Genomic DNA, 13,361 nt, shown 5'->3' with positions numbered 1-13,361 from the left:
GTGTTTGCGTTATAAAATACAATAGCTGTCTGGCCATGATGAAACAGCCATTTTTTTGTTTTAGGCAAAAATCTCGTCAAAAGTAAAAATTTTATCAAGGCGTACACCTTTTTCAGTACGTTGAAGGGTACAAATTTCATTATGAGCATCGTGTTCAAAAAACAAATAGTACTTTTCCTTTACGGCGTTCTGTAAAAAGGTTTCTTTTTCAGCAAGTGTTTGTAAGGGTCTTGTGTCGTATCCCATAACATAGGGTAGCGGAATGTGCCCTGCCGTGGGGATGAGGTCTGCCATAAACACTATTGTTTTTCCTTTATACTGTAGGTGCGGTATCATTTGCTTTTCGGTATGCCCATCGATAAAGAGCACATCAAAATTAAGTTCCGAATTTTTTAAGTAATCTGTTTGCGGTGTTGGTATAAATTTTAGTTGGCCACTTTCTTGTAATGGGATAATATTTTCGGTCAGGAAAGATGCTTTTTCACGCGCATTTGGTTGTGTAGCCCATTGCCAATGGGCTTCATTACTCCAGTAGGTGGCATTTTTAAACGAAGGAACCAATCCGGTTCGGGCAGGGTTCCATTGCACACTGCCCCCGCAATGGTCAAAGTGGAGGTGCGTCAGAAACACATCGGTTATGTCGTTGGGATGAAACCCGATTTGGTGTAAGGATTTCTCTAAAGTAAAATTGCCCCAGCGGTAATAATAACTAAAAAAAGTTTCAGATTGTTTTGTACCCATACCTGTATCTATCAAAATAAGCCGGTTGCCATCCTCAATTAGAAGACTGCGGGCGGCAATATCAATCATATTACGGGCATCTGCCGGGTTGGTTTTTTGCCAAAGGGATTTAGGAACTACCCCAAACATGGCACCACCATCTAATTTAAAATTACCCGTTTCAACAGGATATAAGGTCATGAAAAAAATTCTAATATGCTGCAAAATACTAAAAGCAGTTTAGTTACACGTTGCAGTGCGTTCTATTTCGCTAATTTTTAACGAAATCTAAATGGCTTCATATCTAAAGATAATCCTTGAAAAATTAAATAAAATGGTTATTTTTCAAAAAATATCGTTGCATGATAGAACTGGCAGGAATTATTATCTTGGGAATTATAGCGCAGTGGGTAGCTTGGAGGCTAAAATTACCCGCCATTTTACCTTTAATCTTAATTGGTCTTATTGTAGGTCCTATAGCAACACTTTATACCCAAGATGGAAGCAAATTAATAGAACCTATATGGAATGGCAGTAAAGGCTTATTCCCCGGTGAAAGCCTGTATTACTTTGTATCGTTGGCTATTAGTATCATTCTTTTTGAGGGAGGTCTTACCTTAAAACGATCCGAGATAAAAAATGTGGGCCCTGTAATAACAAAGCTTATTACGCTGGGCAGTTTAGTTACCTTCTTTGCGGCGGGAGCGGCAGCACATTTTATTTTTGGCCTGAGTTGGCAAATTTCCTTTTTATTTTCTGCATTGATAATTGTTACCGGACCTACGGTAATAACCCCCATTTTGCGAAACATTCCACTAAAAAAGGATGTATCTACCGTTCTTAAATGGGAAGGCATTTTGATTGATCCCATAGGGGCTTTAGCAGCCGTTTTGGTATTCGAGTTTATAAGCGTTGGCGAGGTAGAAGGCTATACTTTAAAAGCATTGACGGAGTTTGGAAAAATTTTGCTTTTCGGGTTCTCTTTTGGATTCACTTTTGCGCATGCCTTGGTCTTTGTGATTAAAAAGAATTTTATTCCGCATTATTTGTTAAATGTGGTTTCTCTTTCTGCCGTGTTGCTGGTTTTTGTAGAATCGGAAGTATTCGCCCACGAGTCGGGGCTATTAGCGGTCGTGGTGATGGGAATGGTTATGGGTAACATTAATCTTCCAAACATCAAAGAACTCCTCTATTTTAAAGAATCGCTTAGTGTACTTTTGATCTCTATTCTGTTTATTTTGCTATCGGCCAACATCAACATCGCAGACCTACAGCTTTTGCTAACTTGGCAAACGATAGCACTTTTTGCAATTATTGTTTTTTTAATCCGACCCATTGGGGTGCTCTTATGCACGCAAGGATCTAGCCTAAAATGGAATGAAAGAATTTTTATTAGTTGGGTAGGTCCAAGGGGAATTGTTGCTGCCGGTATTGCGTCGCTATTTGGGTCTAAACTATTGGCAAGAGGTGAAACGGGTGCCGAATACATTACACCTTTGGTATTTATGATTGTGCTAGGAACGGTCTTATTAAACGCCACCACGGCACGCATATTTGCCAAAATAATAGGTGTTTTTTTAAAGAAGTCCGAAGGCATTGTCATTATCGGATCCTCGTTGGCTTCTAGGCTCATTGGCGCCTATTTGCAGGAAAACGGCAGGCATGTGGTATTGATAGACAATAACCAAACCAATGTGGAAAAGGCGAAAAATTTGGGCTTGGAAGCCATTAATTCCAACATTTATGCCGATACACTAACCGATAATATAGAATTGAATGATGTAGGTTATCTTATGGCACTCACGGGAAATTCAGATATTAATCAATATGCCATAGACACGTATAAAGATGAATTTGGAGAAAATGGTTCTTTTCGGTTGGTTACTTCAGACGAGATGGGCGATCCTGAGAAAAACCCAAAAGAAGGGCTGTTTTCTCATACCGACGACTTTATAAAGCTTACCGAAGCCGCACGGAAAAATCCAACAATTCATGAAATTGACTTAAATGATAAGGAGCATTACGAGGGACTTATCGAAATCACCAAAGCCGATGGCGATGTGGTTCCCATTTTTTTAAAGACACCAGAAGGCGAACTCCTAATTATATCGTCTTACAGTAAAGATTTTATGGATATTACCAAAGGATATAAATTGGTATATCTTGGGAAGCAGTTAGAGGGTAGCGGTGAAGAGGCAGCCCTTGAGGCTACTGAAAGCGAAGAAGGGGTTACCTAGGTACAACGCTACATTACAGTTCTTAAAGTGTGCTTATGAAGGCGAAGGTGCTTCTTGTCTCCGTCATCGGTTTTTGTAGTTTGATATTGAGACCTATAGCTTTAAAGATTTTGCGGGGTACGAGAATATGAGGCAATATGCTTATATTCGTTTCAATGTATAATCTGTTGAATGACACTAGCCACAGCCATAGAACTTCCTATAGAAGAGCCGGTTTTAAAATTTCTGGTTATTCTTCTTATTATTTTGGGGATTCCTATACTTTCAGATAAACTGAAGCTACCCCACCTTTTGGGGATGATTATTGCCGGGGTTATCATTGGGCCGCACGGACTACATCTCTTGGCTCGCGACAGCAGTATTATTTTGTCTGGCACGGCGGGTCTGCTCTACATAATGTTCCTCGCGGGTCTAGAAATAGACATGAACGATTTTAAGACCAACGCAGGGAAAAGTACGCTTTTAGGGCTCTACGGTTTTCTAATTCCAATGCTATTGGGCATATTGGCAGGCATGTATGTGTTAAACTTTACATGGATTACATCGGTGCTTTTGGCCAGTATGTTTGCCTCGCATACGCTCATTACCTACCCTATTGTGAGTAAACTGGGAATTGCCAAAAATTTGGCGGTTAACCTATCCGTTGGCAGCACCTTAATTACTAATGTGCTATCCCTTTTGGTGTTAGCTATAGTGGTGGGCATGACCTCCGGAGAAATGGACAAAAACTTCTGGATAATACTGTCGGTATCTTTTATCGTATTTACCTTAATTATTACGTATCTATTTCCGATTATCGCCCGCTGGTTTTTTAAAAGATTTAAAGACAATGTCTCCCAATACATTTTTGTGTTAGTCATGGTTTTTTTGGGTGCAGTACTTTCTCAATTGGCAGGCATAGAAGCTATTATAGGGGCGTTCATGGCAGGATTGGCATTAAACCGACTTATTCCGCTTACCTCGCCACTCATGAATAGAATCGATTTTGTGGGGAATGCCATTTTTATCCCTTTTTTTTTAATAGGGGTAGGGATGCTAATAGATTACCGGGCATTTAGCAGTTTGGAAACGCTTAAAGTGGCTGTAGTGATGTCTGTAATTGCTACGGTGTCTAAGTTTTTGGCGGCTTGGATAATCCAGAAAAATTTTAAATTTAGTGCAGACGAACGCCTTTTGATTTTTGGACTTACTAATGCACAAGCTGCGGCCACTTTGGCGGCAGTTTTAGTGGGCTACAATATTGTTTTGGGGCACACAGAAAGCGGAGCGCCGATACGGTTATTAAATGACAGTATACTTAACGGAACCATCATCATGATTTTGGCAACGTGTACCATAGCTTCATTTGCCACTCAAAAAGGAGCCAATCGTATTGCACTCAAAGTACAGTCGGCCGACCAAAGGGCGGAGCGGAACGAGGAAAGAATATTACTGCCCCTTAGTAATCCAGACACTATTGACGCTTTAGTAAACTTGAGTATTCTTATTAAATCGAAACACAATGTCAAAGGATTACACGCCATTAACATTATACGGAATGATATTATTTCGGTTGAGGCGGAGAAATCGGCAAGGAAATTATTGGATAGAGCGAAGCGTATTGCCGCAGCCACAGACACCAAAATGAAAACCACCTTACGGTATGATACCAATCTAATCCAAGGTTTAACCAATGTGATTATGGAGGAGAATAGTACAGATTTGGTGTTAGGGCTGCATTTGAAAAGAGGCGATTCTGACTCTTTTTTGGGCGATCTTACCAGCGGAATTTTAGAGAAAACCAACATTACCACGTTTATCTACAATTCGCAACAACCTATTGCTACCATAAAACGACACTTGGTCGTAATTCCGGATAAAGCCGAATATGAAAGCGGCTTTTCGTTTTGGCTCTCTAAAATCTGGAATTTAGCCCTACATACCGGAGCTAAAATCCTTATTTACGCCAATAAACAAACCATAGACCTCGTTAAAGCTATTCAAATAAAACATCCTATAGACTTAGCGTATGTCCATTTTAACAATTGGGATCATTTCCCTGAATTTTCCAAAGAAGTTGGTATAGACGATAACTTGGTTATTGTACTTAGTAGAAAAAACCTCCTCTCGTATAAAGAAAATATGGAAGAAATACCTACCTATCTCAACAGGCATTTTCGGGGTCGTAACTTTTTGCTGATCTATCCGTCGCAGTCGATGTTCACGACAGATGGAAAAGTAGATTTGACCAACCCCTCGCTATTAAAGGCCATAGCGGGTATCGATGTCATAGGGAAAACCATAGCAGGTATTTTTAAGAAAGGAAAGGACATTTCCGTATAAGTAGCGTCCTGTACCACCGGCCATTATTTTTTACTACCCCCTAAAAGCTTCTGTTTTTAAAATTTTAACTTGAATGTCTTGCGGGGAGATTTGGTAATTATCACCAATAAGCAAACGGAAAAAATGTACCGCCGATTCTCTGGCAATTTTTCCTTTAAGCATGTCTATATCTACTTCGCCACTTTCTTGCTGCCAGATAAATATGGAATGTTGCTCTACAATCACAATGTTATGTGTAGCAGAAAATCGGGCTATATACGTATTCATTTTAGATAACGCAGCTCACCGCTGACCTTGGATTTTTTCTCAGCAAATGTAGGAAAAAAACGCAGTACCCCTAGGCAACGAATGTTAAAAACACAAAGTAAGACGGCCTTACTTTTAATCATTCAATTTAAGCACTGCCATAAATGCCTCTTGTGGTATTTCTACATTACCCACCTGACGCATGCGCTTTTTGCCTTTTTTCTGTTTTTCGAGTAATTTTCGTTTTCGCGAAATATCGCCTCCATAACATTTTGCAGTAACGTCTTTTCGGAGCGCTTTTATGGTTTCTCTTGAGATAATTTTTGCGCCTATTGCTGCTTGGATGGGAATATCAAATTGCTGACGCGGAATAAGTTCCTTTAATTTTTCGCACATTTTTTTACCGATGTTTTGTGCGTTGTCCATATGTATAAGCGCAGATAAAGCGTCTACAGGCTGAGAATTCAGTAAGATATCAACACGAACCAATTTAGAAACCCGCATACCAATAGGGGCATAATCAAAGGAAGCATATCCTTTGGATACTGTTTTTAGGCGGTCATAAAAGTCGAACACAATTTCTGCCAAAGGCATATCAAAGGTAAGTTCTACGCGTTCCGTAGTGAGGTAGGTTTGATTGGTGATTAAGCCTCTTTTTTCGATACATAGCGACATCACGTTCCCTACAAAGTCTGATTTTGTGATAATGGTAGCCTTTATATAAGGTTCCTCTACACGGTCTAGTGTAGAAGGATTGGGCAAATCGGTAGGGTTGTTTACAGTTATTGCGGTTTCGGGATATTTGCGTGTAAAGGCGTGGTAACTTACATTGGGTACCGTGGTAATCACGGTCATATCAAATTCCCGCTCTAAGCGTTCTTGGATAATTTCCATGTGCAACATCCCCAAAAATCCACATCGAAAGCCAAAACCTAAGGCGGCGCTACTTTCGGGACTAAAGACCAAGGAGGCATCGTTGAGTTGTAATTTTTCCATGGAAGATCGTAGTTCTTCAAAATCTTCCGTATCTACCGGGTAAATGCCGGCAAAAACCATGGGTTTTACATCTTCAAAGCCCTCTATGGCGTTTTTAGTTGGGTTTTCGGCATCTGTTATGGTATCGCCCACTTTTACCTCTCTGGCATCCTTTATTCCCGTAATAAGATACCCCACATCGCCTGTTTTTACTACTTGTTTGGGAAATTGGGTCAATTTTAAGGTTCCAATTTCATCGGCATAATAGTTTTTTCCGGTAGCTACAAATTTTATCTTTTGCCCTTTTTTAATTTCCCCATGAATTACTCTAAAATAGGTTTCAACACCTCTAAAGGGATTATAGACCGAGTCGAACACCAACGCCTGTAGCGGGTCGTTCTCTTTGCCTTTGGGAGGTGGTATTCGTTCAATAATAGCACTTAGAATGGCATCTATACCCAAGCCAGTTTTGGCACTTGCGGGAATTACTTCCTCGGCTTGACATCCTAAAAGATCTACAATGTCATCAGTAACTTCTTCCGGATTGGCGCTTGGCAGATCTACTTTATTAAGAACCGGAATAATTTCCAAGTCATTTTCTAAGGCTAAGTACAGATTAGAAATTGTTTGCGCTTGTATGCTTTGTGCAGCATCTACTACTAAAAGCGCCCCTTCGCAGGCCGCAATGGCTCTAGACACTTCATAAGAGAAATCTACATGGCCGGGAGTGTCTATAAGGTTCAAGATATATTTTTCGCCCTTATAGGTGTAATCCATTTGTATGGCGTGGCTTTTTATGGTAATCCCGCGCTCTCTTTCAAGATCCATATTATCCAAAAGCTGATCCTGCTTTTCCCTATCGGTTACCGATCCGGTAAAGTCTAATAGACGATCGGCCAAGGTGCTCTTTCCATGGTCTATATGTGCAATAATGCAAAAATTTCTAATGTTCTTCATATACTAGATTCTTCAATATCATGGGTGCTTTCAGCACTGTATATTGCAACTGCAAATATAGCTTAATTTGGATGTGTTTTATAAGGCGGTGTGTTTTTAAAAAATTGAGAAATATCATACAAGTATCGGTTTTGTCTTTTTTTGTGTGAGTAAATTCATATTAATTATTTAGGTTTGTAACAAATCCGATTCATTTGGTGAAAAAATCAGTATACGTAACCTATTGCTTCTTGTTTTTTGTGTTTTTCGCCGGTGCACAAGGTTATACCCTCTCCGGATCTGTTGCTGATGCTGAGGGTAATGAAATCGCTTTTGCCAATGTGCTTTTACTTTCCGAAAAAGATTCTGTGTTTATAAAGGGCACTTCTAGTGATGAGTTTGGTGTGTATGTGATGGCAGATGTGCCTAAAGGAAGGTACTTAGTTACCGCCAGTTATTTGGGCAATCGTTCTAATCCTTTAGGGATTATAGTTAATGCGGATGAAGATTTGGGTGTGTTACAAATTTCTGAGACGACTTTTGCGCTCAATGAAGCCGTTGTAACGTTCAAAAACCCTACGCTAGAGCGAAAGGCAGATCGTTTGGTGTTTCATATAGAGAATACGCCAATCTCGGAATCGAATATGTGGGATGCCTTAAAACGCACACCGGGTGTGGTCATCGCTAATAATGAGCTCACCATAAAGGGCAATAGCGATATACAGGTGATGATAAACGAGCGAAGAGTAAACCTTCCCAAGGAAGATATCATCAACCTATTGTCCGGCACTTCAGCAGGAAGCATTGAAGCGATAGAAGTCATTACCAGTCCGCCCGCCAAATTTAGTGCCGAAGGGGGCATGATCATCAATATTAAAATGAAAAAAGGATTGCTTGCCGGTTACAATGGGGCGGTATATAACCGCTATACCCAAGGCGTGTTTGCTAAACATACGCTAGGTACCGATCAGTATTTTAAAAGCGCAAAGACCGATTTTTCTATAAATTACAGCCTTGGCAGCAAAAAAGACCTCACCAAGTATACCGATATTACCCAATTTTTTGATACGGAAGCCGCCATCTGGACGGCCAATCAAACCAATATTGAACGGCAAATTATTCACAATCTCAGTGCTTTTTTTGATTGGGAACTTAATGAAAAGAGCAGTATAAGTCTTTCTTCCATAAATGCCATCAATCCTTGGCGGAGCAGAAATTACAACACTAGAACCGATATTGTGGACGCATTGGGCAATCCGGACTCCTTTTTTACCACCCAAATTAATGCCGATGCGCCTTTTGCAAACCTTTCCTTTTATATGGATTTTATACATCAATTAAAAAAAGAAGGAGCGTCTATAACTGTTGGGGGGCATTATACCTATTACGACTACGAATTGGATCAAAATTTGGATACCGATTTTTTTGATGTCGATGGCAACAGTGTCGGAAACAATGACTTTAGTACTACATCCAATCAAATCATTAATTTGTTTAGTGTTCAAGCCGATTATGTTACCCCTTGGGGTGAGAAGACTACGTTTGAATCCGGTCTTCGGTATACAGGCATTACCTCTACCAGCACCATTACCCAAGAAGGTTTTGATAGAAACCAGCCCGGAATTAATCCTACCGAAGCAGGCACATTTGATTATGATGAAACGATCTACGCCGCGTATATAGGAGCCAAGGGAAAGTGGGAAAAATTAAGCCTTACCTTGGGGTTACGTGCCGAATATACCGAAGCTACGGGTAATTTAGATATCGCAGCCACGGCCAATGAGATTGATTATTTTGAGGTTTTTCCAAACTTTTCGGCATTGTATACCATGGCAGACAAGCACGATCTTAATCTGTATTATTACCGTAGAATTACACGGCCGCGTTATAATAGCATCAATCCTTTTCAATTGTTTCAAAGCAACAATGTGGTGGTAGAGGGCAATCCGGAACTGTTGCCTGCCACTCGAAATTATGTGGCTTTAGGCTATACCTATGATAAAAAATATACGCTAGAATTCTTTTATAGAAATGAACAAGATCCTTTTACGCCTCTTATGTTTCAAGACAACGATTCGCGCATATTGCGTTTCATTAATTTAAATATGGAACATCAAATTTCGTATGGTGTAGATGCGGTAGTGAACAGAATGCTAACTCCATTTTGGGATGTGTATATGTTGACCAGTTTTTATCAAAACCGGTTTAAATTTCAGGATGCCGATTCCGGACTTTTTGTTGATAACCAACAGTTTACTTGGTTTTTACAAACGTATAACAGCTTTACTTTTTTATCAAACAAAAGTCTTATGGCCGATGTGGGATTTACGTATTTTTCACCCTTAGCCATCGGAAATTCTGTGCAGGACAGCTATAGCGAATTAGGCATCACCTTTCGAAAATCGTTCTGGAATAATAATTTTGTAATCTCCATGGGGCTTCAAGATATCTTTAACCAAGGAAATCTACTGAATACCCGCCAATTTTTAAATCAAGATAACAGTACCTTATACCGTCCCGAGAATCGATTATTTACCTTTGGGCTTCGTTACAAATTTGGAAATACTCGAATTAAAGACAATTATAAATCAAAAAATTTAGAGGAAAGAAAACGATTATAATGCCTCTTACAGTAGGTAACAGAATTAGATTATAGCATCAGTATTAAAAACACCTCATTTTTTTTAGTTAGATTTGAAGGATAACCCCAAACCGAAGTGAAGTATCTAATACCGTTAGGGCTATGTTTTTTTTTGATGCCTATGGTGCTCATAGGGCAAGAATTTACGTTGTCCGGATGGGTCAAGGACCAAACCAATGAACCTATTCCATTTGCTAATGTGTACCTGCTTCGGATTGCGGATACTACTATGATTAAAGGAGTTTCTACAGATGAAAATGGATTTTTTCAGATAGAGAATGTAGTGTCCGATCTCTATTTTATGCAGGCAAGTTATATGGGTAAATTCTCTCCACGCATTCCCTTAGATATTTCTAAAGACACCCATGTAGGCACTCTAATTATCACTATTGAGGCAGAAATGTTAGATGAGGTTGTGGTAACCGCCAAACAACCAACCATGGAACGAAAAGCCGATAGAATTGTATTTAATGTAGAAAATACAGTGGTTTCCGAAGGCAGTTCATGGCAAATTTTAAAGAATACACCGGGGGTAATTTCCATGCAAGATGAGTTTCTCATACGCAATCAGAACGCCACCATTTACCTTAATGACCGAAAAGTGCAATTATCTTCGTCGGAGGTTAAAGATTTGCTCGAAGGATTATCGGGTAGTGCCATAAAGTCTGTTGAAGTAATACCTAATCCTCCTGCCCGATATGAAGCCGAGGGCGGTCCTATTCTCAATATCATTACCACCAGAAATGTGGCTGCCGGCTATAAAGGTGGTGTTACCGGTACTTTTACACAGGCTATTTTTCCAAAGTATGCGCTAGGAACCAGTCACTACTTTAAATCGGATAAGCTAAATGTGTTTGCCAATTATACCATAAGTCCAAAAAAAGAATTTAAAGAAGACGAATACCCCATCAATTTTATAGATGAAAGCAATACCATTTTTTCGAGATGGACAACCGATTTTAACAAGCTAACCCGATCGGCAGCTCAAAATGCAAATGTTATTTTAGATTATGCTTTTAATGATAGAAATAGCCTTAATGTAACCTCTAATTTGGTTTTTTCGCCCGATAAATCGTTTCAAAACAACCTACAAACCGAAATAAGAAATGGACAAAATCTACTCGATTCTACACTGACTACCAATAGCAGATTGGATAACGATAACACCAATATTGCTGTGGATCTATCTTATAAATACCTTCCTAAACGAGAAGTCAGTATGCTTACCATAAATGCCCATTATACAGCGTTTACTGAAGATCAGAAGCAACGCGTTTCATCAGATTATTTTAACCCTTCCGGTGATTTTATACGAAATTTTTCGTTTTTTACGAATGCCAGACAAAATGTAGATATAGCTACGGGACAACTGGATTACGTTACTCCTTTGGAGGGTGCTACTTGGGAAACCGGAGCTAAATTTTCTTCGATTCGTTCCAGAAGCGGCATCGATTTTTTTAATGTTCAGGGTGGTAATCAGGTTTTTAATCCGGAATTTTCAGATGACTTTATTTACAATGAAAATGTGTGGGCCGGGTATATCAGTATGTCCAAAGATTGGGAAAAATGGTCAATTAAAGGTGGTGTACGCGGTGAATATACGGACGTGGAAGGAAAATCGCTTACCCTAGACACCGAAAATATTCAGAATTTCTTTAAACTTTTCCCCACAATTTATCTCTTGCATAGCCCATCGGACATTCATAGCTTTTCTTTTGATTATAGCCGCAGATTACAGCGGCCCAAGTATCAGGACCTAAACCCTTTTCGCTATTTTGTAAATGAAAACGATTTTTTTGTGGGGAATCCTACCTTGCAGCCCACGTTTAGTCATAATTTCAACCTTAATTATAGCCTTAAAGGCACTTATTTTTTTGATATCTACTACAGAGACAATGGCAATTATATTAGCGACCTCAGTTTTCAGGACAATCAAAACCTTACACTGCGCCAAATTCGACAAAATGTGTTAGAGAGCACTTCTTACGGTTTGGACTTTACCTACAGTAAATCGCTTACTAATTTTTGGTATTTGTACAGTTATATGTCTTTGTTTGCCGAAGATGAAACGTTTTTGGCCGAAGAAAGCGGCAACCAGCCCTACACCAATAAGGTGGAGGGATATTATGTTTCCCTAAATAACTACCTCACCCTTTCCAAAGACGGCACCTTTACCGGCGAGGTAGCATTTACCTATTTCTCTCGATTTTTACAAGGGAACTATGTATTGGGTTCGTCTACAGACCTTACACTGGGGTTACGCAAATCGCTGTGGAATAAACGGGCTGTAATTTCGGTAGCGGCAGAAGATTTGTTGAAAAAGGCCGTTTCCCGGCAAACCGCCCGATATCTTAATCAGGACAATGCCTATTTTTCGCAGCCGGAAACAAGGTTTGTCCGCTTTGGTTTTACCTATAATTTTGGCAACTTTAGATTGCAAGACAACCAAAGGCGTATTGACAACAAAGAAAGGGATCGGTTGGCGCAGTAAGCAGCTAACGTTGGCGCTTCATATTCATGACATTAGCAAAGATTGCCACGTTAGTCAGAAGTATAAAAAAGAATAACCTTTCAAATTAGAGACAAATGAATAAAGCATTTTCATTATTTCTAACTACAATATTACTATTCTATGGTTGCCAATTAACTGATAAGAATTCGATTTTAGAGAAAAACAAAGAAGTTGTTTTGGAATATCATAAGGTTTGGAATGAAGGTGAAATAGACAATTTAAATACTATATTAACTTCAGATTTTGTTTGTCATTATCTAACCAGTGTAGAATGGAGAGGCATTGAAGATGCTAAAAAAGCAATTATTGACTTGTAGGCTTCCCTTTTTTGATTGGTTTTTATTCTTAATCAGCCGATAATTATGATGTCAAATAACTTGCGTTCGGGTTTGGTTAACTTGTGGGCAACGGTCTCGGCTATGAGTAGTTGCGTATTAAAGTTACTAATTTAGCAAGTACACACCAAACTGAAAATCCGCGAGGATTTTCAGAAGTAGGCGAGAACAAGCAATTACTTATAGCCATTGTTGGCAATAGTGTTTTTAATAAATTAATAATTTAATGTCTAAATTTTTGTCAAACGACATAAAGGTTTTTAATTCTAAATTTAAATTAATTAAATCATTCTCTGCTTCGAGTAACTCTTTAATTAATTCATTTTCAGATTGGTCAATTATTTCAACTTCGTAGCCTTTTGTTTTGACCCCTATAAAACAAGAGTGATCTTTTAAATTTCGATTATTAATTAAGCGGTTAATTTTTTCATTAAAAT

At 39.1% G+C, this 13,361-nt stretch carries 8 protein-coding genes and 1 pseudogene; 5 read left to right on the top strand and 4 right to left on the bottom strand.

Translation table 11 applies throughout. The features are described 5' to 3' along the window. Positions 1 to 60 precede the first annotated feature (60 nt). Positions 61 to 921 (bottom strand): MBL fold metallo-hydrolase, encoded by an 861-nt coding sequence (locus U1E44_RS10785; protein ID WP_322931095.1) that lies wholly within the window; start codon positions 919 to 921, stop codon positions 61 to 63. 161 nt (positions 922 to 1,082) lie between these two features. Between U1E44_RS10785 and U1E44_RS10780 the strand changes: the two genes are divergently transcribed. Both U1E44_RS10780 and U1E44_RS10775 read left to right on the top strand, forming a co-directional pair. Beyond that, positions 1,083 to 2,957 (top strand): cation:proton antiporter, encoded by a 1,875-nt coding sequence (locus U1E44_RS10780; RefSeq protein WP_322931094.1) that lies wholly within the window; start codon positions 1,083 to 1,085, stop codon positions 2,955 to 2,957. Positions 2,958 to 3,128: 171 nt separating this feature from the next. Next, positions 3,129 to 5,279: a cation:proton antiporter gene (locus U1E44_RS10775; RefSeq protein WP_322931093.1), complete on the top strand. Its 2,151-nt coding sequence runs from the start codon at positions 3,129 to 3,131 to the stop codon at positions 5,277 to 5,279. Between the two features lie 33 nt (positions 5,280 to 5,312). Here the strand turns inward: U1E44_RS10775 and U1E44_RS10770 are convergent, their stop codons facing one another. Together U1E44_RS10770 and lepA are read right to left on the bottom strand one after the other, a co-directional pair. Continuing rightward, positions 5,313 to 5,546 carry a hypothetical protein gene (locus U1E44_RS10770; RefSeq protein ID WP_322931092.1) on the bottom strand — a complete coding sequence of 78 codons (234 nt, stop codon included), beginning with the start codon at positions 5,544 to 5,546 and terminating at the stop codon, positions 5,313 to 5,315. Between the two features lie 114 nt (positions 5,547 to 5,660). Further along, a complete protein-coding gene (lepA, locus tag U1E44_RS10765) occupies positions 5,661 to 7,457 on the bottom strand; it encodes a translation elongation factor 4 (RefSeq protein WP_322931091.1) in 1,797 nt (598 codons plus the stop codon). A gap of 197 nt (positions 7,458 to 7,654) precedes the next feature. On the opposite strand from lepA, the gene U1E44_RS10760 reads away from it, so the two are divergent. From U1E44_RS10760 to U1E44_RS10750, 3 genes are all read left to right on the top strand, one after another. After that, complete coding sequence (locus U1E44_RS10760) at positions 7,655 to 10,057, top strand: TonB-dependent receptor (RefSeq protein ID WP_322931090.1); 2,403 nt, start codon at positions 7,655 to 7,657, stop codon at positions 10,055 to 10,057. A 96-nt stretch (positions 10,058 to 10,153) separates the two neighbouring features. Then, positions 10,154 to 12,568 (top strand): outer membrane beta-barrel family protein, encoded by a 2,415-nt coding sequence (locus tag U1E44_RS10755; RefSeq protein WP_322931089.1) that lies wholly within the window; start codon positions 10,154 to 10,156, stop codon positions 12,566 to 12,568. A 95-nt stretch (positions 12,569 to 12,663) separates the two neighbouring features. Then, positions 12,664 to 12,906, top strand: coding sequence for a hypothetical protein (locus tag U1E44_RS10750; RefSeq protein WP_322931088.1), 243 nt, complete (start codon positions 12,664 to 12,666; stop codon positions 12,904 to 12,906). Between the two features lie 225 nt (positions 12,907 to 13,131). On the opposite strand, the pseudogene U1E44_RS10745 reads toward U1E44_RS10750, so the two are convergent. Further along, positions 13,132 to 13,361: pseudogene (locus U1E44_RS10745) on the bottom strand (hypothetical protein); the annotation flags it as partial.

Origin of the sequence: Aurantibrevibacter litoralis, from assembly GCF_034651555.1 — a bacterium.
In the GTDB taxonomy this organism is placed as follows: Bacteria; Bacteroidota; Bacteroidia; order Flavobacteriales; family Flavobacteriaceae; genus Aurantibrevibacter; species Aurantibrevibacter litoralis.
The sequence above is the reverse complement of the archived record's forward strand: the minus strand, read 5'-3'. Positions and strand labels throughout refer to the sequence as shown.